The organism is Mycolicibacterium moriokaense (assembly GCF_010726085.1).
GTDB lineage: Bacteria > Actinomycetota > Actinomycetes > Mycobacteriales > Mycobacteriaceae > Mycobacterium > Mycobacterium moriokaense.
Window position 1 is genome coordinate 2,472,399 of sequence record NZ_AP022560.1, and the last position, 25,577, is coordinate 2,497,975.

General features: G+C 66.4%; 26 protein-coding genes. 11 read left to right on the forward strand and 15 right to left on the reverse strand.

Translation table 11 applies throughout. The features are described 5' to 3' along the window. Positions 1-117: 117 nt before the first annotated feature. The 3 genes from G6N43_RS12155 (at position 118) to G6N43_RS30425 (ending at position 2,495) form a co-directional block, all read left to right on the forward strand. On the forward strand, positions 118-1,995 hold the full coding sequence (locus tag G6N43_RS12155) for an alpha/beta hydrolase family protein (protein WP_083153334.1): 1,878 nt from the start codon (positions 118-120) through the stop codon (positions 1,993-1,995). A 97-nt stretch (positions 1,996-2,092) separates the two neighbouring features. Beyond that, positions 2,093-2,302: a hypothetical protein gene (locus tag G6N43_RS12160; protein ID WP_083153336.1), complete on the forward strand. Its 210-nt coding sequence runs from the start codon at positions 2,093-2,095 to the stop codon at positions 2,300-2,302. Between the two features lie 37 nt (positions 2,303-2,339). Next, a complete protein-coding gene (locus tag G6N43_RS30425; RefSeq protein WP_165761883.1) occupies positions 2,340-2,495 on the forward strand; it encodes a DUF6131 family protein in 156 nt (51 codons plus the stop codon). On the opposite strand, the gene G6N43_RS12165 is transcribed toward G6N43_RS30425, so the two are convergent. Next, positions 2,492-3,127, reverse strand: coding sequence for an SACE_7040 family transcriptional regulator (locus tag G6N43_RS12165; protein ID WP_083153339.1), 636 nt, complete (start codon positions 3,125-3,127; stop codon positions 2,492-2,494). The genes G6N43_RS30425 and G6N43_RS12165 overlap by 4 nt on opposite strands. A gap of 95 nt (positions 3,128-3,222) precedes the next feature. Here G6N43_RS12165 and G6N43_RS12170 point away from each other — a divergent pair, with 95 nt between their 5' ends. The 8 genes from G6N43_RS12170 to G6N43_RS12205 all read left to right on the forward strand — a co-directional run bounded on the left by G6N43_RS12170 (position 3,223) and on the right by G6N43_RS12205 (position 12,957). Continuing rightward, a complete protein-coding gene (locus G6N43_RS12170) occupies positions 3,223-4,773 on the forward strand; it encodes a carboxyl transferase domain-containing protein (protein WP_083153341.1) in 1,551 nt (516 codons plus the stop codon). Positions 4,774-4,777: 4 nt separating this feature from the next. Next, positions 4,778-6,778 carry an acetyl/propionyl/methylcrotonyl-CoA carboxylase subunit alpha gene (locus tag G6N43_RS12175; RefSeq protein WP_083153343.1) on the forward strand — a complete coding sequence of 667 codons (2,001 nt, stop codon included), beginning with the start codon at positions 4,778-4,780 and terminating at the stop codon, positions 6,776-6,778. Beyond that, complete coding sequence (locus tag G6N43_RS12180; RefSeq protein ID WP_083153346.1) at positions 6,775-7,935, forward strand: acyl-CoA dehydrogenase family protein; 1,161 nt, start codon at positions 6,775-6,777, stop codon at positions 7,933-7,935. The genes G6N43_RS12175 and G6N43_RS12180 overlap by 4 nt, the downstream gene beginning before the upstream one ends. Continuing rightward, positions 7,932-8,420: a MaoC family dehydratase gene (locus tag G6N43_RS12185; protein ID WP_083153348.1), complete on the forward strand. Its 489-nt coding sequence runs from the start codon at positions 7,932-7,934 to the stop codon at positions 8,418-8,420. Before G6N43_RS12180 ends, G6N43_RS12185 begins: the two co-directional genes overlap by 4 nt. Before the next feature lies 1 nt (position 8,421). Next, positions 8,422-9,240 carry an HpcH/HpaI aldolase/citrate lyase family protein gene (locus G6N43_RS12190; RefSeq protein WP_083153350.1) on the forward strand — a complete coding sequence of 273 codons (819 nt, stop codon included), beginning with the start codon at positions 8,422-8,424 and terminating at the stop codon, positions 9,238-9,240. A gap of 281 nt (positions 9,241-9,521) precedes the next feature. Further along, complete coding sequence (pdhA, locus tag G6N43_RS12195) at positions 9,522-10,664, forward strand: pyruvate dehydrogenase (acetyl-transferring) E1 component subunit alpha (protein ID WP_083153353.1); 1,143 nt, start codon at positions 9,522-9,524, stop codon at positions 10,662-10,664. A gap of 92 nt (positions 10,665-10,756) precedes the next feature. Further along, positions 10,757-11,743 (forward strand): alpha-ketoacid dehydrogenase subunit beta, encoded by a 987-nt coding sequence (locus G6N43_RS12200; RefSeq protein ID WP_234810146.1) that lies wholly within the window; start codon positions 10,757-10,759, stop codon positions 11,741-11,743. Beyond that, a complete protein-coding gene (locus G6N43_RS12205) occupies positions 11,740-12,957 on the forward strand; it encodes a dihydrolipoamide acetyltransferase family protein (protein ID WP_083153355.1) in 1,218 nt (405 codons plus the stop codon). Before G6N43_RS12200 ends, G6N43_RS12205 begins: the two co-directional genes overlap by 4 nt. 1 nt (position 12,958) lies before the next feature. On the opposite strand, the gene G6N43_RS12210 is transcribed toward G6N43_RS12205, so the two are convergent. Genes G6N43_RS12210 through G6N43_RS12275 form a run of 14 tightly spaced genes read right to left on the reverse strand, consistent with a single transcriptional unit; the run spans position 12,959 to position 25,576 of the window. Beyond that, a complete protein-coding gene (locus tag G6N43_RS12210) occupies positions 12,959-13,711 on the reverse strand; it encodes an enoyl-CoA hydratase (protein ID WP_083153358.1) in 753 nt (250 codons plus the stop codon). 50 nt (positions 13,712-13,761) lie between these two features. After that, entirely contained in the window at positions 13,762-14,601 is an 840-nt protein-coding gene (locus G6N43_RS12215; protein ID WP_083153361.1) for a hypothetical protein, read from the reverse strand. Continuing rightward, a complete protein-coding gene (locus G6N43_RS12220; protein ID WP_083153363.1) occupies positions 14,598-15,341 on the reverse strand; it encodes a DUF6390 family protein in 744 nt (247 codons plus the stop codon). The genes G6N43_RS12215 and G6N43_RS12220 overlap by 4 nt, the downstream gene beginning before the upstream one ends. Beyond that, entirely contained in the window at positions 15,338-16,483 is a 1,146-nt protein-coding gene (hypD, locus tag G6N43_RS12225) for a hydrogenase formation protein HypD (RefSeq protein ID WP_083153366.1), read from the reverse strand. The genes G6N43_RS12220 and hypD overlap by 4 nt, the downstream gene beginning before the upstream one ends. A 14-nt stretch (positions 16,484-16,497) precedes the next feature. Further along, on the reverse strand, positions 16,498-16,770 hold the full coding sequence (locus G6N43_RS12230; protein WP_083153369.1) for a HypC/HybG/HupF family hydrogenase formation chaperone: 273 nt from the start codon (positions 16,768-16,770) through the stop codon (positions 16,498-16,500). Between the two features lie 13 nt (positions 16,771-16,783). After that, complete coding sequence (gene hypE, locus G6N43_RS12235) at positions 16,784-17,896, reverse strand: hydrogenase expression/formation protein HypE (RefSeq protein ID WP_083153372.1); 1,113 nt, start codon at positions 17,894-17,896, stop codon at positions 16,784-16,786. Next, entirely contained in the window at positions 17,896-18,558 is a 663-nt protein-coding gene (locus tag G6N43_RS12240; RefSeq protein ID WP_083153375.1) for a D-sedoheptulose-7-phosphate isomerase, read from the reverse strand. The genes hypE and G6N43_RS12240 overlap by 1 nt, the downstream gene beginning before the upstream one ends. Before the next feature lie 2 nt (positions 18,559-18,560). Beyond that, positions 18,561-19,256 (reverse strand): hydrogenase assembly protein HupF, encoded by a 696-nt coding sequence (locus G6N43_RS12245; RefSeq protein ID WP_083153377.1) that lies wholly within the window; start codon positions 19,254-19,256, stop codon positions 18,561-18,563. 20 nt (positions 19,257-19,276) lie between these two features. After that, on the reverse strand, positions 19,277-19,528 hold the full coding sequence (locus G6N43_RS12250) for a HypC/HybG/HupF family hydrogenase formation chaperone (protein WP_083153380.1): 252 nt from the start codon (positions 19,526-19,528) through the stop codon (positions 19,277-19,279). Beyond that, the gene (gene hypF, locus G6N43_RS12255) at positions 19,519-21,906 is read right to left on the reverse strand and encodes a carbamoyltransferase HypF (RefSeq protein ID WP_083153382.1); all 2,388 of its coding nucleotides are present in this window, start codon (positions 21,904-21,906) and stop codon (positions 19,519-19,521) included. Before hypF ends, G6N43_RS12250 begins: the two co-directional genes overlap by 10 nt. Continuing rightward, positions 21,903-23,081 carry an NHL repeat-containing protein gene (locus G6N43_RS12260; protein ID WP_083153385.1) on the reverse strand — a complete coding sequence of 393 codons (1,179 nt, stop codon included), beginning with the start codon at positions 23,079-23,081 and terminating at the stop codon, positions 21,903-21,905. Before G6N43_RS12260 ends, hypF begins: the two co-directional genes overlap by 4 nt. Then, positions 23,078-23,986 carry a NifU family protein gene (locus tag G6N43_RS12265; protein WP_083153387.1) on the reverse strand — a complete coding sequence of 303 codons (909 nt, stop codon included), beginning with the start codon at positions 23,984-23,986 and terminating at the stop codon, positions 23,078-23,080. The genes G6N43_RS12260 and G6N43_RS12265 overlap by 4 nt, the downstream gene beginning before the upstream one ends. Next, entirely contained in the window at positions 23,986-25,278 is a 1,293-nt protein-coding gene (locus G6N43_RS12270; protein ID WP_407664897.1) for a hypothetical protein, read from the reverse strand. The genes G6N43_RS12265 and G6N43_RS12270 overlap by 1 nt, the downstream gene beginning before the upstream one ends. Next, positions 25,271-25,576: a hypothetical protein gene (locus G6N43_RS12275; RefSeq protein WP_234810139.1), complete on the reverse strand. Its 306-nt coding sequence runs from the start codon at positions 25,574-25,576 to the stop codon at positions 25,271-25,273. The genes G6N43_RS12270 and G6N43_RS12275 overlap by 8 nt, the downstream gene beginning before the upstream one ends. Position 25,577 lies beyond the last annotated feature (1 nt).

Genomic DNA, 25,577 nt, shown 5'->3' on the forward strand with positions numbered 1-25,577 from the left:
CATGGCTGCGAGGGTACCTGTGCAGGCGCTCAGCCGACCTCCGTGATCGGTATTGCGCCGCTCACGTGTCACTAGCACCACGTTTACCGCCTGCGACCTCGGTTTACTCTGGGTCCGATGGCTGAGCAGGTTCGCCGCGTCTACGGCGCATCGATGTCGCCGGACGCCACCGCGTTCGCGCATCTCGTCGACGACGGCGGATACCCGCGCGCGGTGCAGCGGTTCCTGCGCGGGTGGCGAGCCAGTAGCTCCCGAGACGTCGAACTGCCCGTCGAGGGGCCGGTGAACCGCGTCGTCCACTCCGCGGACGGACACTGGCTCGCCTGTGAGGTGGCGCCCGAAGGCGGCAGCCGAAGCCAGATCTGGGTGGTGACAACCGATCCCGACGACCGTGACGCGCGTCGTATCGATAACTGGCCGGCCGGAACACCCGAGGGCACAGCGGAATTGATCAGTTGGGACGGCACCCGGGTGGCGGCGATCCTGACGGGCGACGACGGCGTCGGCAGCTCGTGCCTGATCGATCCCGCCGACGGCACGACAGTCGTGCTCGACCGGCGCTCGGGCGGCAGGCTGGTCGACGCGTGGGCGGGGGTCTCCCTCGTGCGGGTGGGGCCGCGCGGCTACCGCGACCTCATCATGTTGCGCGGGCAGACCGAAATCGCCTTGCTGCCTTACGATCCCGGCTCCACTACCGATAACGGGATCATTCTCGACGACCACACTCCCCGCCGACTGCGGGCCGGTTTGGAAGGGGAGTCCTACGAGCTGTATCAACCGGCCAGCGTCTACGGCGTCAACAGCACCGAGGGGTATGTGCGCGCGCTGATCCGCAGTGAGAACGGCGCCGAGCACGCCAGACTGCTCGAGGTCACCACCACCGCCGACGGGGTGGCCTACCAGGTGGTCGCCGAACGGCCGGGTTACGAACTCGACGAATTCACCGTCAGCGACGACCTCTCGACAGTGGCGATCCTGTGGAACATCAACGGCGCCAGCGAATTACAGATCGTCGAGCTCTCTGACTACACGGCCTACCCGCCGATCCCGCTGCCCGGAATGGTGGCGAGCCAGCTCAGTATCAGCGCAGGCGGTTCGATGTTGGCGCTGACGGTGGAAAGCCCGTCGATGCCGCCGACGGTCGAACTCGTCGAACCCCGCACGCGCGAATGGGAACACGTCGACCGCGAGCCGAGCCTGGGCCCCGTGTCGGCCGATCCGACGTTGGAGACCATCACCGCACGTGACGGTTTGACGTTCAGCGGGTGGCTCTTCAGGCCGCCCGAAGGAGTCGAGCAGATCGGCGCGATGATCTTCCTGCACGGCGGCCCCGAAGGACAGGGCCGGCCCGGATACAACGAGTTCTTCCCCCCGCTGCTGGAAGCGGGCATTGCGGTATTCCTGCCCAACGTGCGCGGTTCCGGCGGATTCGGCCGCTCGTTCATGCACGCCGACGACCGAGAGAAGCGATTCGCGGCCATCGACGACGTCGCCGATGCGGTAAACTTCCTCGCCGACAACGGTCACGCGCATCGTGACCGCATCGCGTGCTGCGGGTGGTCCTACGGCGGCTATCTGACACAGGCCGCGCTCACCTTCCATCCGGACCTCTTCGCGGCAGGCATCAGCATCTGCGGCATGAGCGACCTCAACACCTGGTATCGCACCACCGAACCGTGGATCGCCGCGGCCGCGTACCCGAAATACGGGCATCCCGTCAGTGATCGCGACCTGCTAGAGCAGTTGTCGCCGCTGCAACGCGTGGAGGCGTTGACCGCGCCGCTGCTGCTCGTCCACGGCGCCAACGACACCAACGTCCCGCCGGACGAGTCATTGCAGATGTACACCGCCCTACGCACCCTCGGGCGCACCGTCGAGCACCTGGTGTTCGAGGACGACGGCCACGAAATCGACAAGCGCGAAAACCGCGCCGTGCTGGTCAAGGCGATGCTCGAATGGCTCCTCACGGCGTTCGCGGCACGTCAGGTGTCGTAACCCGTTCGTTGTCATCGACAGGTTTGAAGAATTATCTGCTGGGTAAACACGCTGCGTGCGCACCGATTTGGGGCGCAGTTGAAGATGGAGGCGCAGCATGCGAGGCGGTGGGCTACTCGGCGTTTTGGTGCTCATCTGGTTGCTGATCGGCGCTTTTGCGGCGTATCAGCGCGGTTACTTTGAAACTGGCGCAACCAACTGCGCGACAACGGGAAGCATCGCTCTCACCGTTGTCGTCGGCCCGCTCAACTATGCGGGCGTCAATCCGAAGGTAACGGACTGCAATATCCCGCAGCCAAGTCAATAGCCCACTGGCAGTTGGCATTTCAAGAGAAGGAGTAACGATGATCATCCTTGGAGTCATCCTCGCCGTGCTCGGCTGGATCCTCGGTATCAGCGTCCTGACGACGATCGGTGTCATTCTGGTCGTCATCGGTGCCGTCTTCTGGATTCTCGGATCCGTCGGACGTCCCGTCGGTGGCCGCCGAGCCTGGTACTAGTCGCTCACGCTCGGCGCGGCCGAGGTCAACGCAGCAACCGTCATCGCACGAAGGATGGCCCGCTCGTTGACCTCGGCCTTTTTAGTGGCATTCGGCTTCACCGAATGTGGAGTCGAATTCAACAGTCCGAACGTTGCGTGCGCCATCATCCGGGCATTGTCTTCGGCCAGCGACGGGTTCAGCTGCCGCAGGACATCCACCCAGATCTCGACGTACTGACGCTGGGCCTTGCGGACCTGACGTTTGGCCGTCGGCGGGAGGTTGGGAAGGTCGCGATCCTGGATGCGGATCAGATCCGATTCGCCCAGTGCGAAGTCGAGATGGAAGTCGATCAGTCCGTCCAACGCCGAGCGGGGATCCTTGGCATGCGCGACGACGTCCGTGGCGCCGGCAAGGAGTCGAGTGCTGATGCCGACCAGCAACTCGACGAGCATCGCCTCCTTGTTGGGGAAGTGACGGTAAATCGCGGGTCCGCTGACGCCTGCGGCCGCCCCGATGTCCTCCAGTCGTACCGCCAGATAGCCGCGTTCGGCCACCAGGCGTTCGGCCGCAGCGATCAACTGCGAGCGCCGGTCGGATTTGGCCCGGCTGCGGCGCGTCGCGGTGATGACAGGCTCCGAAGCGGAGGCCATGTGCACCCTCCAACGGACTGGTGGACATTTCGGTTAATCGTGACTAACATACCACGAGTTAGTCGTCATTAACTCAAACGAACGGGTTTTCTGCGATGACAACGCGGACGTCGTATCGCGAGGAGCACCTCGAACTGGTGGCTCAACTGCGCGCCAAACTTGCCGCCGCGGCGCTCGGCGGCCCGGAGCGCGCCCGTGAACGCCATGTCAGTCGAGGCAAGCTGCTTCCGCGCGATCGCGTCGACGGCCTCCTTGACCCGGGCAGCCCGTTTCTCGAGTTGAGTCCTCTCGCCGCCAACGGCATGTACGACGACGAATGCCCCGGCGCGGGCATGATCGCCGGTATCGGGCGCGTCTCGGGACGCGAATGCGTGATCGTCGCCAACGATGCGACCGTCAAGGGCGGCACGTACTACCCGATCACCGTCAAGAAGCACCTTCGCGCCCAGGAGGTCGCGGGGCAGAACCGGCTGCCCTGCATCTATCTGGTCGACTCCGGCGGCGCGTTCCTCCCGCGACAGGACGAGGTGTTCCCCGACCGCGAGCACTTCGGCCGCATCTTCTACAACCAGGCCAACCTCTCCGCTGCGGGCATCCCGCAGATCGCGGCCGTGTTGGGCTCGTGTACGGCGGGTGGCGCATATGTGCCCGCCATGAGCGACGAGGCCGTCATCGTCCGCAACCAGGGCACCATCTTCCTCGGCGGACCACCCCTCGTGAAGGCGGCGACCGGTGAGGTCGTGACCGCAGAAGAACTCGGCGGCGGCGATCTGCACTCCCGAACCTCCGGTGTCACAGACCATTTGGCGCACGACGACCGCGACGCATTGCGCATCGTCCGGCGCATCGTCGCCACACTGGGCCCGCGCGAGAAGCTGCCATGGGATGTCAGACCCACGGTCGACCCGATCGCCGATCAGACCGAGCTCTACGACGTGGTACCCATCGATTCCCGCGTGCCGTACGACGTCCACGAGGTGATCACCCGCATCGTCGACGGCGGCGAATTCGCCGAGTTCAAGGCCGAATACGGCAACACGCTGGTGACCGGGTTCGCGCACATCCACGGTCATCCGGTCGGCATCATCGCCAACAACGGCGTGCTGTTCAGCGAATCCGCCCTCAAGGGCGCACATTTCATCGAACTCTGCGACAAGCGCAACACCCCGCTGCTGTTCCTGCAGAACATCTCCGGCTTCATGGTCGGCCGCGACTACGAGGCCGGCGGTATCGCCAAGCACGGGGCGAAAATGGTCACCGCGGTCGCGTGCGCGCGGGTGCCGAAGCTGACCGTGGTGATCGGCGGTTCATACGGTGCGGGCAACTACTCGATGTGTGGACGGGCGTATTCGCCGCGCTTCCTGTGGATGTGGCCCAATGCCAGGATTTCGGTGATGGGTGGCGAACAGGCCGCCTCGGTGCTCGCGACGGTTCGGGGCGAGATGACTCCCGAAGAGGAGGAGACGTTCAAGGCGCCCATCCGAGCGCAATACGAAGACCAGGGCAACCCCTACTACTCGACCGCGAGGTTGTGGGACGACGGCGTCATCGACCCAGCTGATACCAGAACCGTTGTCGGGCTAGCTCTTTCAGTCGTCGGCCAGGCTCCGCTCGAGCCGGTCTCCTACGGCGTATTCCGGATGTGATGACGTGACCGTATTCGACACTGTCCTCATTGCCAACCGCGGCGAGATCGCGGTGCGCGTCATCCGCACGTTGCGTGCGATGGGCATCCGCTCGGTCGCGGTCTTCAGCGACGCTGACGCCGGCGCCAGGCACGTCGCCGAGGCCGATGTGGCCGTCAACATCGGGCCCGCCGCGGCGAGGGAGAGCTATCTCAACATCGACGCCGTCATCGCCGCGGCGCAACGCACTGGAGCTCAGGCGGTCCATCCGGGATACGGGTTCCTCTCGGAGAACGCGCAATTCGCGGCCGCGCTGAACGCGGCGGGCATCGTCTTCATCGGCCCGCCGGCCACGGCGATCGAGACCATGGGCGACAAGATCGCGGCGAAGGCCGCGGTGTCGGCCTTCGGCGTTCCGGTCGTCCCCGGTGTGTCCCGCCCCGGCCTGACCGACGCCGATCTGATCGCCGGCGCAGAGGAGGTCGGGTATCCGGTCCTCGTCAAACCGTCTGCCGGAGGTGGCGGCAAGGGCATGCGCGTCGTACATGAGCCATCGGAGTTGGCGTCCGCGCTCGCCAGCGCGCGCCGCGAGGCCGGTGCCGCGTTCGGCGACGACACGTTGTTCCTCGAGCGCTTCGTGCTGAACCCGCGCCACATCGAGGTGCAGGTGCTGGCTGACACCTACGGCAATGTGGTGCACCTCGGCGAGCGCGAGTGCAGCCTGCAGCGCAGGCACCAGAAGGTGATCGAAGAGGCGCCCTCGCCGCTGCTGGATGCGGCGACGCGGGAGCGGATCGGCGCCGCGGCCTGCAATACGGCCCGTAGCGTGGACTACACCGGCGCAGGCACGGTCGAGTTCATCGTGTCGGCGGACCGGCCCGACGAATTCTTCTTCATGGAGATGAACACCCGGCTGCAGGTGGAGCATCCGGTGACCGAGATGGTCACCGGCATCGACCTTGTCGAGCAGCAGGTGCTCATCGCAGCCGGTCACAAGCTGCCCATCGCGCAACACGACGTCGCCCTGACCGGGCACGCGATCGAGGCGCGCGTGTATGCCGAGGATCCGGGCCGCGGCTTCCTGCCGACCGGCGGCACCGTGCTCGGCCTGGTCGAACCCGCCGGACGAGGGGTCCGTGTGGACTCCGGGCTGGCCCGCGGCACTGTGGTCGGCAGCGACTACGACCCGATGCTGTCGAAGGTCATCGCGCACGCCGACGACCGGGCCGCCGCCATCCGCGCACTCGATGCGGCGCTGGCGCAGACCGCTGTGCTTGGGGTCGGCACGAACATCGAGTTCCTCCGGTTCCTGTTGGCCGACGCCGATGTCGTCGCGGGCGACCTCGATACCGGACTGCTCGATCGCCGGATGCCCGACTTCACGCCCGCCGAGCCCGGGGACCGTGAGCTGATCGCTGCGGCGGCGTACAAATGGCTGCGCAAATGGGCCGTCCCGGTCGGCGATCTGTGGGCCGTGCCGTCGGGCTGGCGGATGGGGCAGCCTGCGCCGGCCACGTTCCGGCTGCACTCCGGTGACCGCACCGACCACGTCTACCTCACCGGGACGCCGAGCGCCGCGACCGCCGCCGTCGAACACGGTGAAACCCATACGCTGTCAGCGACTCTGGACGGAGAGCTGCTCGCGCTGACGTTGGATGGCTTGCGGACCGAGTTCGTGGTCGCGGCTACCGACGGGCAGATCTGGTTGTCCGGTGCCGGACTCACCATCGTCATCGAAGAGGTTCGCGAGGCACCGGTACGGCCCGACGACGAACTGAGCGGCGATGCCGAGCTGACCAGCCCCATGCCGGGTTCGGTTGTCGCGGTGGGTGTTTCCGACGGGCAGCAGGTGGACGCGGGAACCGTCGTGGTGACCGTGGAGGCCATGAAGATGGAACACGCCCTCACCGCACCCGTCGACGGCGTGGTGGAACTACTCGTCGCCGTGGGCGACCAGGTCAAGGTGGGTCAGCCGTTGGCGAAGGTCATCGTGGCGGCCACCGCAACGCAGGAGGAACAGTCATGACCGATTTTCTCGCGACGGGCCTGTTGCCCGATCACTATGAGCAGCTCGCCAAGACGGTCCGCGACTTCGCGCAGAGCGTGGTCGCCCCGGTCGCCGCCAAGCACGACGAGGAGCACTCCTTCCCGTACGAGGTCGTCGCGGGCATGGCCGACATGGGGCTGTTCGGTCTGCCCTTCCCCGAGGAGTACGGCGGCATGGGCGGCGACTACTTCGCGCTGTGCCTGGCGTTGGAGGAACTCGGCAAGGTCGATCAGAGTGTGGCGATCACGCTGGAGGCCGGAGTTTCGCTGGGCGCCATGCCCGTTTACCGCTTCGGCAACGAGCAGCAGAAGCAGGAATGGCTGCCGCTGCTGGCGAGCGGCAAGGCGCTCGGCGCATTCGGTCTCACGGAGGCGGGTGGTGGCACCGACGCGGGCGCGACCAAGACGACGGCCAAGCTCGACGACGGGCACTGGATCATCAACGGCTCCAAGCAGTTCATCACCAACTCGGGCACCGACATCACCAAGCTGGTGACAGTCACCGCGGTGACGGGCGAAGTGGACGGCAAGAAAGAGATCTCGTCGATTCTGGTTCCCGTTCCCACACCGGGATTCACCGCCGAGCCCGCCTACAACAAGGTCGGCTGGAACGCGTCGGACACCCACCCGCTGAGCTTCGACGACGTGCGTGTGCCGCAGGAGAACCTGCTGGGTGAACGCGGACGCGGCTACGCCAACTTCCTGCGCATCCTCGACGAGGGACGGATTGCCATCGCCGCGTTGTCGGTCGGCGCCGCGCAGGGCTGCGTCGACGAATGTGTGAAGTACTCCAAGGAGAGGGAGGCCTTCGGTCAGAAGATCGGCGCCTACCAGGCGGTCTCGTTCAAGATCGCACGAATGGAAGCACGCGCGCATTCCGCTCGCACCGCGTACTACGACGCCGCTGCGCTGATGTTGGCGGGCAAGCCGTTCAAGAAGGCCGCAGCCATCGCCAAACTGGTGGCCAGTGAGGCGGCCATGGACAACGCGCGCGATGCGACGCAGGTCTTCGGCGGCTACGGCTTCATGAACGAGTATTCTGTCGCCCGGCATTACCGCGACAGCAAGATTCTCGAAATCGGTGAGGGGACAACAGAAGTGCAGTTGATGCTGATCGCCCGAGAGGCCGGCCTGTGAGCGACAAGCGAATAGTCGTCCAGCGCGGCCTGTGGTACGAGGAGTTCGAGACCGGGGTGCTGTACCAGCACCGCCCTGGCCGCACCATCACCGAAGCGGACAACGTCCTGTTCACCACCCTGACCATGAACACCCAGGCGTTGCACCTCGATGCGGCGTTTTCCGACGCGCTGCCGCCGTTCAACCAGCGCCTGGTGAATTCGATGTTCACGTTGTCGACGCTGGTCGGTCTGTCGGTGGCGCAGCTGACGCAGGGCACGATCGTCGGAAATCTCGGATTCGGTGAAGTCGCCTTCCCGAAGCCGCTTTTCCACGGCGACACGCTCTACGCCGAGACCGAGGTCACCGACAAGCGGGAATCGAAGAGCAGGCCGGGGGAGGGCATCGTCACCTTCTCGCACATCGGCCGCAACCAGCACGGCGACATCGTCGCGACCGCATCCCGCAAGACGATGGTGCGCAAGCGTCCCGAAGGGGCGGCCTGACATGTCGTTGGGGAACAACGGTCCGGCATGGCTGTTCTGCCCGGCCGACCGGCCGGAGCGATTCGAAAAGGCCGCCGCCGCAGCCGATGTCGTCATCCTTGACCTCGAGGACGGCGTGGCCGCCAAGGACAGGCCCGCCGCGCGCCAAGCACTCATCGACACCCCGCTGGACCCGACTCGCACCGTGGTGCGGATCAACCCGAGCGCGACGGCTGACCATCAGCTCGATCTCGACGCGCTGGCTCGCACCGACTACAGCGTCGTGATGCTGGCGAAGACGGAATCGCCCCGGCAGGTGCGCGACCTCGCGCCGCGCGAGGTGGTCGTGCTGATCGAGACTCCGCTGGGCGCGATCGAGGTCAACGAGTTGGCGCGGATGGACAATGCGTTCGCCGTGATGTGGGGGGCCGAGGATCTCTTCGCCGCCACGGGCGGCACGGCCAACCGCTGGCCGGATGGTAGCTACCGCGATGTGGCCAAGCATGTGCGATCGCAGAGCCTGCTGGCCGCCAAGGCGTTCGGGAAGCTCGCCCTGGACTCGGTGTACATCGACATCAAGGATCTCGACGGGTTGCGGGCCGAGAGCGACGATGCCGTCGCCGTCGGGTTCGACGCCAAGGTCGCCATCCATCCGACGCAGGTCGCGGTGATCCGGTCGGCGTACGCGCCGACCGATGAAGAGGTCGACTGGGCGCGCCGGGTGCTCGAGACCGCCGCATCGGAGCGCGGCGTGTTCCAGTTCGAAGGGCAGATGGTGGACATGCCGGTCCTGCGACGGGCCGAACGCATCATGGCCCTCGCACCGCAAAATCCCGCCTAGCCCGAGCGATTTGTGTGCGTTTAGGAGCGCTCACCGCAACTGAGCGCACACAAATCGCAAGGCCTCGACACGGCTCGCAGTCAGCCGGGCGTCCTCCGATGCGAAGGCATAATGGAGATTGCCCCAGTACTGGGGCGCCCAGAGCGCATCGTCGCGTTGGCGCCACACCCCGGTCGCCAACGAACGAGCCTCCCACCAGGGGTTTTGCTCTGATCGCCTCCGTGCTGAGCACCTCAGTCGCCTGACGGCGTGATCCGCCGCCAGTGACCCTAGGAGGCGGTATGGCAGGGATCGAAGCGACCCCGCGCACGTCAGAGTCACAATCTGGCGTCGAGCTGGATCCGATACAGCTGCTGGCCCCGGATGGGACGGCCACCGCAGAAACCCGGTACCGAAGAGACCTCCCGCCCGAAACCCTGGCCTGGCTCTACGAGTCGATGGTCGTCACCCGCGAGCTCGACACCGAGTTCGTCAACCTGCAGCGCCAGGGCGAGCTGGCGCTGTTCGCATCGTGCCGAGGCCAGGAGGCCGCGCAGATCGGTGCGGCGGCGTGTCTGCCCAAGACCGACTGGCTGTTCCCGCAATACCGCGAGATCGGCGCGTTTCTGCTGCGTGGACTCACACCGGCGCAGATCGGCGCGGTCTGGCGGGGCAAATGGCACGGAGGGCTGGGATTCACCGAAAAGCGAGTCGCGCCGATCTCGATCCCGATCGGCACACAGGGCCTGCACGCGGTCGGCGCGGCGATGGCCGCGCAGCGCCTCGGTGAGGACTCGGTGACGCTGACTTTCATGGGCGACGGCGCGACCAGCGAAGGCGATGCGCACGAGGCACTGAACTTCGCGGCCGTGTTCAACGCGCCGTGCGTGTTCTTCGTCCAGAACAACCAATGGGCGATCTCGGTTCCGGTCAGCAAGCAGATGGTCGCGCCGTCCATCGCGCACCGCGCCATCGGGTACGGCATGCCCGGCATCCGGGTGGACGGCAACGACGTACTGGCCTGCTACGCGGTGACGGCCGAGGCCGCCAAGCGCGCCCGGGAGGGCGGCGGCCCGACGCTGATCGAGGCGATCACCTACCGGATGGGACCCCACACCACCTCCGACGACCCGACCCGCTACCGCTCCGACGACGAGCTCGAATTCTGGGCGGCACGCGATCCGATTCAGCGGTACCGCACCTACCTGCAGGCGATAGACGTATGGAGCGAGCGGCTGGAGGAACGGGTCGCCGCCAGAGCGAAACGATTACGCACCGAGCTCAGGGAAGCGGTGGTCGGGGCCGACGACTTCCCCATCACGGACGTGTTCGACACCGTCTACCACGACATCACCCCTGACCTGTTGGCGCAGCGCGAACAGCTCCTGGAGGAGATCGCCAAGGAAGACCTTGGCGAGCGATGCGACGGGAGGGCACGAGCATGACTCAGATCATCGAGCGGCCGACATTCCACGACGACGACGAACCGCCGCGCGGCCCGCTGCTGACCCCCATCCCGCCGAGCGCACCGCCTGCTATGCAGGCCCCGACACTGACGATGGCGCAGGCCATCAACAGGGCACTGCACGACGCGATGGCGGCCGACGACCGCGTGCTCGTCTTCGGCGAGGATGTCGCCAAGCTTGGCGGTGTCTTCCGTGTCACCGAGGGGCTGGCTGAAACCTTCGGTGAGCAAAGGTGTTTCGATACACCGCTGGCGGAGTCGGCGATCATCGGCATCGCGATCGGAATGGCGATTCGCGGTTTGGTGCCTGTTCCGGAGATTCAGTTCGACGGCTTCGCGGCGCCGGCGTTCGACCAGATCGTCAGTCATCTGGCGAAGTACCGGATGCGCACGCGTGGCGACGTCGAAATGCCGGTGACCGTGCGGATTCCGTCGTTCGGTGGCATCGGCGCCGTCGAGCATCATTCCGAGTCGACGGAAAGCTACTGGTTGCACACCGCCGGACTGAAGGTGGTGTCGCCGTCGACTCCGACCGATGCGTATTGGCTTCTGCGACACTCGATCACCTGTCGCGACCCGATCCTCTATCTGGAGCCCAAGCGACGGTACTGGACCCGTGAGCCCGTCGACACCGTGACGCCGGGTCTGCCGATCGGACGCGCGGCGATCCGCCGCAGCGGCGACGACGTCACGGTGGTGACGTACGGTCCGCTGGTCGCGACTGCGATCAGCGCAGCCGACCTGGCAGCCCAGCAGTACGGGTGGAGCGTCGAGGTCATCGATCTGCGGTCGCTGAACCCGCTGGACTTCGACACCGTCGCCGAATCCGTGCGCAGAACCGGCCGCGTGGTCGTCATGCACGAAGGTCCACGAACGTTGGGGTTCGGCGCGGAACTCGCCGCGCGCATCCAGGAGGAACTGTTCTACGACCTCGAGGCACCGGTATTGCGCGCCACCGGATTTGACACACCGTTCCCGCCAGCACGGTTGGAGAAGCTGTGGCTGCCCGGGGTTGACCGGTTGCTCGATTGTGTGGAACGGACGTTGGAGCAGCCATGACCGGCGAAGAGGTTCGGGATTTCTTGGTGCCCGATCTCGGGGAGGGGCTCGAGGACGCCACGATCACGAGTTGGAACGTCGCGGTGGGCGATACCGTCGAACTGAACCAGACCCTGTGCACGGTGGAGACCAACAAGGCCGAGGTCGAGATTCCCAGCCCGTACGCCGGGCGGATCACCGAACTCGGTGGCGCCGAGGGCGAGACCCTGAATGTCGGTGCGGTGCTGGTGCGTATCGCGACGGATGCTGCCGAGTCGACCGCTACGAAGCGCAAGCCGGTGCTCGTCGGGTACGGCACCGACGACGAAATGGACGACAGCAGGCGGAGCGTGCGACCGGCATCGACACGATCGGAGTCGTCACGGCCGGAATCGACACGGCCGCGCGCGAAGCCGTCGGTGCGGAAGCTGGCGGCGGAGCTGAACGTCGACCTCAACGAGGTGACAGGCTCCGGCCCCGACGGCGTGATCACCCGGGAGGACGTCCTGTCCTCGGCGGGCCGGTCGGCACCCAGCCCGGACATGGTGGCGGTGCGCGGAGTGCAGGCCGAGATGGCACATCGAATGTCGTTGTCGCGCACGAAGATACCGGACGCTCATGCGAGCGTGCACGTCGACGGGACGAATCTGCTGCGGCTGCGTGATCGAATGCGCGACCAGGCCGGTGATGATGCGGCGATCACGCCCTTCGTGCTCACGTTGCGGCTGTTGACGATTGCGCTGACGCACCACCCGAAGCTCAATGCGACGTGGGTCGACACCACGGCCGGCCCGCAGATCCATCTCCATCCGGCGGTACATCTGGGATTCGGTGTGGCGGCGCCGCGCGGCCTGCTGGTGCCCGTCGTCAAGGATGCTCAGGACAAGACGACGCGAGAGCTCGCCGACGTGGTCGCTCGGCTGATCCGCGACGCCCGCGCCGGCACGCTGAAGCCGACGGAGCTGCAGGGCTCCACGTTCACGGTGTCCAACTTCGGCGCGCTGGGTCTCGACGAGGGCGTCCCCGTCATCAACTACCCCGAGGCGGCGATCCTGGGCATGGGTGCGCTGAAACCGCGACCCGTCGTGGTCGACGGAGAGGTTGTTGCGCGCCCGACGATGACGTTGACCTGCGCGTTCGACCATCGCATCGTTGACGGTGCGCAGGCCGCGGAATTCTTGACCGAACTCCGTGACCTCATCGAGGCGCCCGAACTGGCGCTGCTCGACCTGTAGGTCATTTGCGCTTGGCGGCCTCCAGCCGACGAGCGAACTCCGGCGACTCGATGGACCTGGCCTGCGGGCCGAGTTCGGTGTCGACCGCGATGCGGTGCTGGTCGATGTCGACGAATCCGGGGTTGGCGGTCGCCCGCATCGAGGCCTTCGTCGCGATGACCACCTCGCGCGGCGCGCTGGCCGGCCCGGCGGCGAGTTCACGCGCGGCGGCCACCGGATCCTCGGCGACCTTGAGCGCCAGTCCGTGTCGCACCGCCTCCTCGGCGTCAAAACTCATGCCGAACAGCAGCGATGCACGTGCGACCTGGGGGCCGACCGCACGCTGCAGCATCCAGGTGGCGCCTCCGCCGGGGTGGATGCCGAGCTTCTGGAAGCGCGGATCGAAGAGCGCCTTCGGGCCGGCGATGCGCACATCCGCGGCGAGCGCGAGGTTCAGTCCGGCGCCGACCGCGGGGCCGTTGACGGCCGCGATCGTGGGCAGCGCGCAGTTGGCGACGGCCAGGAACCCGTCGTAGATCACGCGCAGGCCGTCCTCGGTCGCCTCGCCGAGCGCCGTCAGGTTCGCCCCTGCGCAGAACGCCTTGCCCGCGCCGGTGACGACCAGCGCGTGCACGTCGGTGTTGGCTTCGGCGGCGTCGACCGCGGCGCGCAACGCCGCCGAGATCTCGGCGGTGACCGCATTACGGCGATCGGGGTCGTTGATGGTGATGACGGCGACATTGTGATCGACGTGGACCACTACAAGATCGGGCATCGCCCCAGGCTAGTGAGCGGCGTCAAGGCCGCGGTCAGAGGCCCCGGAATTCACTCGGCCGGCAACGGCGACGTCAGACCGGGGTCGATGCGGGCACGGGTGCGCACCGACGCGCAGGCGGCCGCGACGATCACCGCCGCGTCGGAGTCATGCCCTTTGGGAATCTGGATTGCCGCGCTGTCGGGATCCTCGCGGTGTGCCATCAGCCAGTCGTAGAGCAGCCAGTCCAATGCTGAGGCGACGACGAATGGATCGGCGTCCTCGTCGGCCGCACCTGCGACGCAGGCTTCGAGAGCCTCGCGGTGCTCACGCCGGGCGGCGTCTTTGTTCACCCCGGAGCTGTCGAACAGCATCGTCGACAGAGTCAGTGGAAAGCGTTGCCCCGACTCGGATTTCAGTATCCACCGACCGCCCTTCCATGGCCGTTCCGGGTCGACCATCGTCATCTGCCCGAATCCACTGATGACACCGAGCGACGGCTCATCCAATTCACCGTCGAAGGGTGCGGAACCGAGCAGGCCGATCGGAAAGCGTGCGCATATCGAGAAGAGTGTGGCGGTGCCGATGATCTTGCCCGCCCGCACATCGGGGATGATTCCCGTGATTTCGGCGGCCAGTGCATAATCGCGGACCAGCCAGTCGAGATTGCGGTGCAGGGTGACCAGGTCGTCTCGTTCTGCGGGTTCGGGCAGCCTGCCGCCGCCGAGCAGCTCGCCGAACCGCGCCGCCGCGATGATCAGCGCGTCGTCGAGCGCCTCGAGGTGGGTCGCCACCAATCGCTCGGGTTCCTCGTCGTCGATCACCAGGTCGGGCAGGGTCGTCGTAACGCCGTCCGGGGTCACCCAGAAGAACCCGATCTGGCCGTCCGTCTGGACGATTCGCGGCCTCACGGCCGACCAGAATTCAGTCGACGGGTGGTGGCCCGCAACTGCCGTTCGGTGCTGTCCGTCAACCGAGCGGCCTGCTCAGGCGTGAGGCAGTCGCATATCTGATCCCAGTGCAGTGCCACGAGATCACCTGCACGCACGGGAATGTGACCTCGTGTGCCGATCTCCACCGTGCGTTCCTCGGGAGCAGACAACGACAGCATCGAGTCGATCCAGCGCAGGCGAGGGGAGGAGACCACAGCGGCGGTGCCGTCTGTCGACACGACGGTGCCCCACGAGATTCGGCAGTTGTCCAGGATGGACAGGGGATGTTCGTCCGCGCTCTTCCCGAGCAATCGCGACCACGGGTAGACGCCGAACACGTGGAAGCAGTGATTCGGGGCGGCTTCGTCGACGAGGTCCTCGGTGAGGTGGCTCCAGTAGTGCCCCGCCTGCGGAGCGATCATCTTCAGCAGCTCGGCGGTGAACGAACGGTGGCTCAACTCGGCGCCGATGCCACCACCGAGCCAGTACGAGTCGACCAGCCGGTGGTCAAGAGGATCGGGGATGTCCGTCAACTTCGACATCACTTTGAGATAGGGCCACGCACCCGTGAATTGCCGCGCTGCTTGTTCGATCTCGTCGCGCGAGCCCATCAACAACCTGGTGTCCTGCGGTCCGCAGTAACCGAGCTGATTCGGGGCGCAGGCATACCGCGCGAACATCTCCGCACCGCGGGTGTCGGTGATGTCCGCCGTTGTCATGCCCGTGCGCCCTGGCCGATCAGCGTCGCGGCATCGCGATGCAACCTGCCGAAATTGTAGTAAGCGGCGCAGGCACCCTCAGGGGAGACCATGCAGGTGCCGATCGGCGTCTCCGGCGTGCACGCCGTGCCGAACACCTTGCACTCCCACGGCTTGAGTACACCCTTGAGCACTTCGCCACACTGGCACGCCTTCGGGTCCGCGACACGGACGCCGGGCAGCGAGAACCGTTGCTCGGCATCGAAAGCGATGAAGTCGTCGTGCAGCCTCAGGGCGCTCTGCGAGATGAAACCGAGCCCCCGCCACTCGAAATGGGGCCGCAGCGCGAACACCCGGGCCATCAAGGCCAGGGCCGCGGGATTGCCGTCTTCGTTGACGACGCGCGAGTACTGGTTCTCCACTTCGCAGCGTCCTTCGCGGATCTGGCGGAGCAGCATCGCGATCGACACCAGGATGTCGAGAGGTTCGAAACCCGCCACCACCAACGGCTTCCCGTAGACGGCGGGCACGAATCGGTAGGGCCGGTTACCCACCACCGTGGAGACATGCCCGGGACCGAGGAACCCCGACAACCGCAGATCGGGAGACTCCAGGATCGCCTTGATCGGCGGCACGATAGTGACGTGATTGCAGAACACCGAGAAGTTCTCGATTCCGAGCTCACGTGCGCGCACCAGTGTGACGGCCGTCGACGGCGCGGTGGTTTCGAATCCGATCGCGAAGAACACCACTTGCTTGTCCGGGTTGTCGGTCGCGATCTTGAGCGCATCGAGCGGTGAGTAGACGAACCGCACATCGGCGCCACCCGCCTTGGCATCCAGCAGGCTGCCGTTGGAGCCGGGCACCCGCATCATGTCGCCGAAGCAGGTGAAGATCACATCCTGCTGATGGGCAAGCCAGATTGCGTCGTCGACGCGGCCCATCGGAATCACGCAGACGGGGCAGCCGGGTCCGTGCACCAGTTCGACGTTGTCCGGCAGCAGGTGTTCGATCCCGTGCCGGTAGATCGTGTGGGTGTGCCCACCGCACACCTCCATGAACTTGAAGTGCTCGTTCGGCGCACCCTGACTGGCGAGTGCTTCGATGGCGGACAACAGTTTTCGCGCCGCCGCGGGATCGCGGAATTCGTCGACAAAACGCATGATCTTCCCCCCGTTCAGATGATCGACGACTTGTCGAACGCTTCGACCTCGTCGGTATACGCGTCACCCATCTTCTTGACCGCAGCCAGCGTCAACAGCGCCTCGGTCTCGTCGATCTTGGCCATCGCGAAACCCACGTGGACCAGTACCCAGTCGTCAGGCTCGGGCATATCCTTCTCCAGCAGTCGCACGCTGATGATGCGGCGGACGCCACTAACCTCTACCTTGGCAAGACAATTGGCCGCGTCGGTGATCTCGACGATTCGTCCGGGAATTCCCAGGCACATATGGTGTCCTTCCTCAGCAGATCCGGGGCAGTGGGTCGCCGACGAGCATGTCCACGATCCTGGTTCCGCCGAATCCGGTACGGACCACCACCGTGGCCCCGGGTTCATCGGCGATGTGCCCGATCTCGGTGGCGTTCTCGCCGTCGGGGTGGGAGCGAAGCGCCTCTAGGGCGGCATCGGCCTCGGCGGCGTCGACGACGGCGAGGAACTTGCCCTCGTTGGCCACGTAAAGCGGGTCGATGCCGAGCATTTCGCAGGCGCCTGCGACTTCGGGCCGCACCGGGAGGCGGTCCTCCTCCAGAATCACGGCCAGCCCGCATGCCTGTGCGAGCTCGTTGCACACCGTTCCGATACCGCCGCGGGTGGGGTCACGCAGCCACCGCGTCGACGGCGCAGCGGCCATCAGGCGTTCGACCAGATGGCTGACCGAGGCTGTATCGGAGCTGATTTCCGCCTCGATCGCGAGGTCTCCGCGGGCGAGCATGACGGCCATGCCGTGATCGCCGATCGAACCGGAGGCCAAGACCTTGTCGCCGGGTCTGACCCTGTCCGGTGACAGCTGCCGTCCGGCCGGCACCATGCCCACCCCGGCGGTCGTGATGAACATGCCGTCCGCTGCGCCTCTCGGCACCACCTTGGTGTCACCGGTGACGATCTGCACGCCAGCGGCCTGCGCAGCGGCGGCCATATCGGCCACGATCTCCCGAAGTTCGTCGATGACGAAGCCCTCTTCGATGACGAATGCCGCCGACATCCATGTCGGTACCGCGCCGGCCATCGCCAGGTCGTTGAGCGTGCCGTGGACGGCGAGGTGGCCGATCGACCCGCCGGGAAACCGGAGTGGTTGTACGACAAAGGAATCGGTGGACATCGCCATCCGCTGACCGTCCGGGAGCTTGAGGATGGCCCCGTCGCCGAGAGATTCGAGGTGCGGATTGCGGAATGCTTCGAGGAACACCCCGTCGACCAAGGCGGCCGATGCCTTTCCACCCGCCCCGTGTGCCAGCGTCACGACGCTGTCCCGAAGCCTAGGGCGGCGTCGACGGAACGTATCGATGCGATCGATGACCTCACCCTCGGCGAAGGACGGTCCCGAGGCAAGGTATTCGGCCACGTGTTCTCTCATCACAAGCCTTTCTGCGCTTGTACCGTCGACCACAGCTGGTAGCCGAGAAGTGCCTGCGACTCCTGGATCCGGTGCACGCTCTGGGACCGCACGACGAAGCACACGTCGACATCTGGGTTGGCGGCGAACGCGCCCCCGTCGTATCCGGTGAATCCGATCGTGTACAGGCCGCGACCGTGAGCCTCATGCATGGCGAGCAGCAGGTCGGCCGAATTGCCGCTGGTGGACATCGCTATCGCGATGTCGGTGGCTTGCGCCCTGGCGATGAGTTGGCGGGCGAACACCAGGTCGAAGCCGACGTCGTTGCCCAGTGCTGTCAGCACGGCCTGATCGGCGGTCAACGACCACGCGGGCAACGCTTGGCCTGTCGGTGGTTGCGCGAACAGTGTCGCCAAAGTGCTGGCGTCCGTGGAGCTTCCACCGTTACCGAAGGCGAACAACCGCCCGCCCGCCGCGAATCGACGGGTGAGCTCCGCGGCCGCGGTCTCGATGAGAGCCGAACAGGACTCCAGTGTGGTTCGGCGCAGGGCGGCGCTCTCCGCCGCCTTCATCGCCGCGGAATCCGCCAGGTCGGTGAGCAATGCGGTGGAGTCGTTTTCGTCGCCGTCGATGAACGGATAGAGGAAGTTCGTCGGCTCGTCGAGACGTTGTCTCGCGGTCATCGTCACGCCTCCTTCAGCTTGCTGATCACCATTCCCGCGTGCACGAGAACGACGTCACCCGGGAACAACGCCTCGCTGGCGAGCAGTGTGACGACGTCCTCGATGCCCTCGGGGGTGCGCACCGAGGCAGTGCCATCGGATGCGGTGCCGACCACTTCAGCGGGACGGCCCTCGTCGCTGCAGGTGATACACACCTCGTCGGTGCACTCCGATGTCTGGGGCTTCAGGAGCCCTGGATGTTCGAAGCAGACGTGGGTGAGCTCCCACAGCAGGTGGTACAGCAGGACGAAGTCACCCGTAGCCGCCAGCGTCGGGTCGGGATCGTCGAGCCACAGCACGTGATCGGCGGCGCCGAACTGCGGTCGCTCACCGTTGCCGATCCAGATCGTGGTGACCCCCCACGCCGCGGCGCGGTGCATGATGGCACGAACGTCTGGGTCATCGGCGCCGGCGCATGCGATGACCACATCGCCTGGGCGAGCGGACAACCGCACCTGCCCGACGAGATCCGGTCCGGTCAACGCGACGGCGGGCAGTGCGCGCTTCCCGACGACGACGGGATGGACGAACTCGACCGCGATGTGCTGTGCGTGCGGTGTGAAGGCTGGCGCGATACACCACATGGTGGCGCCGTCCGAAAACCGCTGCGCCAGAGTCAGAGAGGCCTGTGCGAGATCCATCGCGAGCTCGGGCGCCATGGGCGTGGCAGGTGGTGACGTCACGACGCGGCCTCCTGCTCGCCGAAGACGCCGTAGTCGCGCATGGTTTCCAGCGTCACCATCGCGGACGCTTCGTCGATCCGGGTGAGTGCGAAACCGGCGTGCACGATTGTGTAGTCACCGACCGCCAGGTCGGGCAGGTACGCCAGGCATGCGGTCTTGATCTGATCGCCGAACGCGATCTTGGCAAAACGTCCGCCGTCCGGTTCGTCCCAGATCTCGGTGATCCGGCCGGGAATCCCTAGACACATCGTGCGGTCCTTTCGCTGTGTGCGCCGCCGGTGCCGGCTTCTTCCAATGCTGCAAGCGCCGCGATCGCGGCCTGCCCCAACGCCAGTCCACCATCGTTGGGCGGGACCACCCGATGGGCGAGGACGGTGAAGCCGCCGTCTTCGAGCAGACGTCGGCATGACTGCAGCAGCAGCACGTTCTGGAACACTCCACCGGTCAGCCCGACCGTCGTCACACCGTCTGCGACCTGTCGCACCACGTCGGAGACGGCTCGTGCAACGGCTTGATGGAAGGCCAGGGCCAGCTCCGCCGGGTCTGCGCCGTCATGCAGCGCATCCATCATCGTGGCGATCATCGGTGCCGGGTCGATCACTCCGCCGCTGTCGACGGGCAAAGGCAAGGTGACTGTGGTGTGGTCGGCCGACGCCGCCAACACCTCGAGCTCGATCGCGGCCTGTCCCTCGTAGTCGATGTGCTGCCGCACGTCGAGCAGCGCGGCCACCGCGTCGAACAGTCTGCCCATGCTGGTGGTCGGCACACAGCCGCGACCGCTTGCGAACTGCGTTCGCAGCAGCCGCAATTCGGTGGTGGTTGCGGCCTGCACGGGTGGCAGCTGAGCGTCCCACGGCACCCGGGCGCGCCACAGCTGCGCCAAGGCGATGCGCCAGGGGTTGCGCACCGCGGCGTCGCCACCGGCGAGGGGAACCGCGGCGAGATGCCCGACGCGGGTGAAGCGATGGCTGTCGTGGCCGAGTCGCAGGATCTCGCCGCCCCACACGGTGTCGTCGCATCCATAACCGGTGCCGTCGAAGGCCACACCGATGATCGGCTCGCGCAGCATTTCGTGCTCGGCGAGCAGCGACACCACATGCGCGTGATGGTGCTGGATCAGATCGAGTGGGCGATCGCCCGCGTTGTGTTCGGCCCAGTTGCGGGTCGCGTAGCGCGGGTGAAGGTCGGCGGCCAGTCGAGCGGGCACCCCCCGCATGTCGCAGAGTTGCCGCACGCTGCGGGTGAACGCCTTCAGCGTGGCGACCGAACCCATATCGCCGATATGTCCCGAACAGTACGCACGTCGACCGTCGGTCAGGCAGAACGTGTTCTTGAGCTCCCCGCCGACCGCGAGCACCGGTGGGCTGTGGATGCCGAGGTCGACGGGGAGGGGCGCGTAGCCACGCGAGCGGCGAATTGGTATCTCGCGCACGTGGTCCCGGTCCCGTATCGGCCGCACCACCGAGTCGTCGCACGGGACGTGAATGGGCCTGTTGTGGTCGAGGACGGCGTCGGCCAATGCGGGCACTCGTTTGGCGGCGTCGTCGTCGGTGTAGCAGATCGGCTCACCTGATCGGTTGGCGCTTGTCAGGACGATCGCGTCCGGCGCGGCCGTTTCCGCGCCGGGGACCCGCGCCAGCAGCAGGTGGTGGATGGGGGTGTACGGCAGCATGAGGCCGATCAACGGGTTGCCCGGCGCGACTCCTGCCGCTATTGGGGCGTCGCTGCGACGTTGCAGCAATACCACTGAGCGCGCCGGGCTGGTCAGTACGGCGGCGTCGGTTGCGTCGAGATCGGCGAAGCGCCGCGCTACGTCGAGATCACGAACCAGTACCGCCAACGGCTTGTCGCGCCGTCCCTTTCGCTGCCGCAAAGTGGCGATTGCGGCGTCATCGTCCACCGCACAGGCCAGGTGGTAGCCGCCGATGCCCTTGACGGCGAGTATCTTTCCTGCCGCAAGCGTGGCTTGTGCGGCCTCCAACGCTGCGTCGGACCCGGTGACACGGGTGTCGCCGGATGTGAACCACAGCGACGGACCGCAGTCCGGGCAGGCGATCGGCTGGGCATGGAAGCGACGATCGGTGGGGTCGTGGTACTCGGCAGCGCACCGGTCGCACATCGCGAAGTCCGCCATCGTCGTCCTGGGCCGGTCGTACGGCAGCCCGCGGATGATGGTGAAGCGCGGCCCGCAGTTGGTGCACGTGGCGAAGGGGTGCCGGTAGCGGCGGTCGGCTGGGTCGAAGACTTCGGTCATGCAGTCGTCGCACACCGCGATGTCGGGTGGGATCGGCGTCGGCGCAGTACCGACTGATCTGCTGGGCACGATCTGAAACCCGTTGTCGCCGAGTGGGTTTTCGGCGATCCGCGTGCACGCGACGTCGGTGATGACGGCCAGCGGCGGTGCGTCGCTGACGAGTCGATGGCCGAACTCGTCCAGTGCGGCCATCGGACCCTGGGCCTCGATGAAGACCGCTGCCGAGTCGTTCCCGACGAATCCCGACAATCCCAGTTCGACGGCCAACCGATGGACGAACGGCCGGAAACCAACCCCCTGAACCACGCCCGTCACCGTGAACCGCCGCCGCTGCAGGGCTTCGACCGCTGTGCGTGTCGATGCGGAGGTCATGACCGCCGCCAGAGCATGACGCGATTGTTGCCCGAGTCGGCGACAGCGATGCGGTCACCGTGCAGCCAGATGCCGTACGGCCAACACAGTGAATCGTGAGTGACTGCGCTCCAGCGGTTCTCGCCGTTGGACTCGAGGGTCGGCTGGGCAAGCACGTGGTCGGCAGGTCCGGCATCGGATGTCACAGCGTCCCAGAGCAGAACCCTGTTGTTCGCGGTGTCGGCGATCGCCAACCGACCGCCGTCCATGCTGACCCCGTACGGGAACCTGAACCGATCGCCGCACTGCGGTCCGTATGGCCACTCCCGGGTGGTGTGGAAGTCGGGTTGCCCCATCAGGCGGTCGGCGGGCCGATCGATCTCCGGCGGTGGTGACCAGCCGAGGACACGATGATCGCCGGCGTCGGCGATCAGCAGTAGATCATCGGAACCCGTGATGGCATGGGGCCAGCGGAATCCGGCGGGACCCACTGGTTCGCCGCGATTCTCCTCGCGGCTGACCGGGTCTGGCTGTCCGAGTACGACGTCGGCGGGGCGGTTGGCTTCGGGCAGTCCGCCCGCCCAGCCGAGGACACGCCGGTTGCCAGTGTCGGCGACCCAGAAGTACGAGCCGACGACAGCGATTCCGAACGGCCAGTACAGTGTCGACGCCGAAACCGGTCCGCCCATGTTCGGCTCCACGGCGGAGTCGTTCGGTTGCCCGAGCACCAGATCCGGTGGTGTCGAACTCTTCTCGGGCACCGTGTGCCACACCAGGATGCGGTGATGCCACGCGTCGGCGACGATCAGACGACCCTCGTGCACCAGCACACCGGTCGGCAGGTTCATACCGTTCTCCGGGCCGCGCCCCGCGGCGGCGCGGCCCTCGGTCACACCGTCTGGTTGGCCCAACACGACATCCGCAGGCTGCTCCTGCTCGGTCGGGATCCCGTGCCAGATCAGCACCCGGTGGTTACCGGAATCGGCGACGACCAGGTAGTGGTCGTCGAAGAACACGCCGCGTGGCGAGTACATCCAGGCCAGAGTCGGACTCGCGGCAGGCAACGCCAGCCCGCCCGGCGCGGGGGCGCCAAGCCAGACATCCGGCAGCCAACCCCCGGCGAGATCCACCCCGGTGCCGATGTCGACGCGCGGTGCGCGGGGCGCAAGGCTGGTGCGCACCGTGAGGCTGCTCATGTGGCCACCCGGACCCAGATCCGTCCATCGTCAACGCGCAGCGGTAGCTGCTCGAGCTGCGCGGCCGGCGCCGTAAGGCATTCGCCCGACGCCGCGTCGTAGCAGAAGCCGTGCCACGGACATGTCAGCGTGCCGTTGGAGGTGTCGAGAACCGCATTGTCCAAAGGCAGGGCTTCGTGCGCGCACTCGTTGACATAGGCGGTGAGGCGTCCATCGAGATTGACCAGGAGCACCGACACCGGTTGACCAGACTCTCCTTTGGACAGCTCAACCGCCCTGAGATCACCTTCTGGAACGTCGGCCGCTGCGCCGGCCTGCACCCAGCCTTCTTCGCTGCGATGCCTGGAGGGGAACAGGGAGTCAACCGAAATCAGCGTGGGCTGTGGATCATTGGGCAGCACCTCGACCGCTGTCACGGAAGGGACAGCCTCGACGAGTGCCTGCTCGACCAGGTTGCGCAGCGTCACCGAGGACATCGAGCAGCCGTTGCACGCGCCTTGCAGACGCACGAAGGCCGTCTGGTCCTCGATCCCCACCAGCGTCACATCGCCCCCGTGCCCCTGCAGCTGGGGACGCACCGCATTCAACGCCTTGGTGGCCTGCGTCATCGGGTCAGGCCGGATGATCTCGTGAAGCGAGAGCAACAGATGCACGACGGGATCGTCGACGAGATCGAAGAGCACCGGGCGCGTGGCGTCATCGCTCTTCATTCGGCGCACGATCGTGACGAGCCCTGCGCGGTGGACCGCCTCGATCGCACCCTTGAGTTCCTCGGCGACGGCGCGTGCCGCGGGGTCGAGGCTCCGTAGTGCGGCCGTCGCTTCATCGACCCGCTTGGCCAGCTCCTCGAATCCCGGCTCCGCGGTTGCCTGATGCTGAGAAACGCCTTCCATCGTGGTGGACATCAGTGTTGCTCCGCGTCATCAGCATCAGCGACGGTGAGCACCCGTTGCCGCGCGATCTCGTCGAGCACGCCACGCACCGCACGCACCGAGTCGTCGTCGCCGAGCTCTTCGAACAGGAAACGCGCTTCGTAAAGTTTGGCCTTCGCGTCATCGAAAACGCCGAGATGGGCGAGTACATTGCCCTGGTTGGCCAGTACCCTGGCCCGGCCGAGCGGATCGGTGTCGCGGTGCCGGGTCTGCAGCACCGCCTCGTAGATCTCGGCGGCCTCCACCAGGTTCTCGCGCTGATGGCGCGACGGTGTGTACACCAGCGAATTGGCGAGATTCAGTTGGACACTGGCCCATTCCTGCGGATGCTCATCGCGGGTGTAGACGGTGAGAGCGGCGCGTAGCGACTGCGCCGCGACGCCAAGCCGCAACTGGCTGGAGGCTTCGACCATCGGCATGGTCAGGTACGCGGTGGCGAGACCGGCATGCGCGGCGGCCCAGAGCATCGGTGCGTCGTCGCGCCTGACCAGCTGAAGCGCCGAGTGGTAGTGGGGGATCGCGCTGGTGAGCCGTTCGGGATGCTGGTCGGCCTGCTCATGCAGCGCGCCGGCGAGGCACAATTCGATTTCAGCGCGCGCGACGCGGAGTCCGTCGGCCCCGACGAGGTCCGACAACGCCTTTCGCAGGCGCTCCAGGTAGCTCTCATCGCCGATGTCACGGCAGATCGCGCCTGCTGCACCCTGGAGTGTTCCGGCCAACGGTGTCGATACCGGGTCCGCGGCCGCAGTCGCGCGGTCGAGCAGTTCGATGGCGGCACTGTGATTTCCGGCGGCCATCGCATGGCTCGCCTCAGCTGACAACACCACGGACGCGATGTCGGTGTCGGCGTCCTCGGAATGCGGTGGCGTGTCGATGCGTCCGAGCGCGAAGAGGACCACGTCCATGAGGACGGCGAACTCGCCTAGCTCCCGCCGTAGCGTGTCGGTGTCGACGCTGTCGGGGTCGAGCACGAAGCGGTTGTAGATGCTCACCGGATCGCTGTGACGCCGAAGTTCGGCGATCGCGCCCTCGCGGTCGCCTTCGAAGGCAAGCTGATGGGCGCGTAGCGCCGGTGGCCAGCTCGTCGGGAGCTGGCCCGCCAACATCATCTCGCGGACGGCGTCGGCCTGCTCGTCTGCCGGTATCAGCATGAATCCCAGCGGCAGTGGAAAGAGTCCGAGTGGCTGCGGGCGGGGGATCAGTTGGACCGCGTCGAAAATATCGTGCTCCACAACGGATGTGGCGGCAGTCGTGATGTCATCCATTCAGGGGTCCTCTGATCTCGCGCTCGGCAGCCCGTTTGATCAAGCGTGCCGACAACTCGGCGCGGGCCTTGGTGGAGTGGGTATCGATGCGCTTGTGTACGATGCCGTCGGCGAAGACCACGACGATGTCGACGGCCCATCGGCCGCGCTCCTCGGTGACGACCGTGTCCACGGCCAGTGCGTCTTCGGCCGAGCTGTCCGCACGCCGCCGGGTGCGCGGACGCATCTGCCGGTCGTGCTCTGAAGCACCTCCGGCGTCATCGCTTGGCGTCGGGTTGGTATCCGGTCGCTCGGCCACC

Excerpts from the sequence above, each read along its gene's own strand:
- G6N43_RS12155 (WP_083153334.1), top strand. The coding sequence starts at position 118 with ATGGCTGAGCAGGTTCGCCGCGTCTACGGCGCATCGATGTCGCCGGAC.
- G6N43_RS12160 (WP_083153336.1), top strand. The coding sequence starts at position 2,093 with ATGCGAGGCGGTGGGCTACTCGGCGTTTTGGTGCTCATCTGGTTGCTG.
- G6N43_RS30425 (WP_165761883.1), top strand. The coding sequence starts at position 2,340 with ATGATCATCCTTGGAGTCATCCTCGCCGTGCTCGGCTGGATCCTCGGT.
- G6N43_RS12165 (WP_083153339.1), bottom strand. The coding sequence starts at position 3,127 with ATGGCCTCCGCTTCGGAGCCTGTCATCACCGCGACGCGCCGCAGCCGG.
- G6N43_RS12170 (WP_083153341.1), top strand. The coding sequence starts at position 3,223 with ATGACAACGCGGACGTCGTATCGCGAGGAGCACCTCGAACTGGTGGCT.
- G6N43_RS12180 (WP_083153346.1), top strand. The coding sequence starts at position 6,775 with ATGACCGATTTTCTCGCGACGGGCCTGTTGCCCGATCACTATGAGCAG.
- G6N43_RS12190 (WP_083153350.1), top strand. The coding sequence starts at position 8,422 with ATGTCGTTGGGGAACAACGGTCCGGCATGGCTGTTCTGCCCGGCCGAC.
- pdhA (WP_083153353.1), top strand. The coding sequence starts at position 9,522 with ATGGCAGGGATCGAAGCGACCCCGCGCACGTCAGAGTCACAATCTGGC.
- G6N43_RS12200 (WP_234810146.1), top strand. The coding sequence starts at position 10,757 with ATGCAGGCCCCGACACTGACGATGGCGCAGGCCATCAACAGGGCACTG.
- G6N43_RS12205 (WP_083153355.1), top strand. The coding sequence starts at position 11,740 with ATGACCGGCGAAGAGGTTCGGGATTTCTTGGTGCCCGATCTCGGGGAG.
- G6N43_RS12210 (WP_083153358.1), bottom strand. The coding sequence starts at position 13,711 with ATGCCCGATCTTGTAGTGGTCCACGTCGATCACAATGTCGCCGTCATC.
- G6N43_RS12220 (WP_083153363.1), bottom strand. The coding sequence starts at position 15,341 with ATGACAACGGCGGACATCACCGACACCCGCGGTGCGGAGATGTTCGCG.
- hypD (WP_083153366.1), bottom strand. The coding sequence starts at position 16,483 with ATGCGTTTTGTCGACGAATTCCGCGATCCCGCGGCGGCGCGAAAACTG.
- G6N43_RS12230 (WP_083153369.1), bottom strand. The coding sequence starts at position 16,770 with ATGTGCCTGGGAATTCCCGGACGAATCGTCGAGATCACCGACGCGGCC.
- hypE (WP_083153372.1), bottom strand. The coding sequence starts at position 17,896 with ATGAGAGAACACGTGGCCGAATACCTTGCCTCGGGACCGTCCTTCGCC.
- G6N43_RS12240 (WP_083153375.1), bottom strand. The coding sequence starts at position 18,558 with ATGACCGCGAGACAACGTCTCGACGAGCCGACGAACTTCCTCTATCCG.
- G6N43_RS12245 (WP_083153377.1), bottom strand. The coding sequence starts at position 19,256 with ATGGCGCCCGAGCTCGCGATGGATCTCGCACAGGCCTCTCTGACTCTG.
- G6N43_RS12250 (WP_083153380.1), bottom strand. The coding sequence starts at position 19,528 with ATGTGTCTAGGGATTCCCGGCCGGATCACCGAGATCTGGGACGAACCG.
- hypF (WP_083153382.1), bottom strand. The coding sequence starts at position 21,906 with ATGACCTCCGCATCGACACGCACAGCGGTCGAAGCCCTGCAGCGGCGG.
- G6N43_RS12260 (WP_083153385.1), bottom strand. The coding sequence starts at position 23,081 with ATGAGCAGCCTCACGGTGCGCACCAGCCTTGCGCCCCGCGCACCGCGC.
- G6N43_RS12265 (WP_083153387.1), bottom strand. The coding sequence starts at position 23,986 with ATGTCCACCACGATGGAAGGCGTTTCTCAGCATCAGGCAACCGCGGAG.
- G6N43_RS12270 (WP_407664897.1), bottom strand. The coding sequence starts at position 25,278 with ATGGATGACATCACGACTGCCGCCACATCCGTTGTGGAGCACGATATT.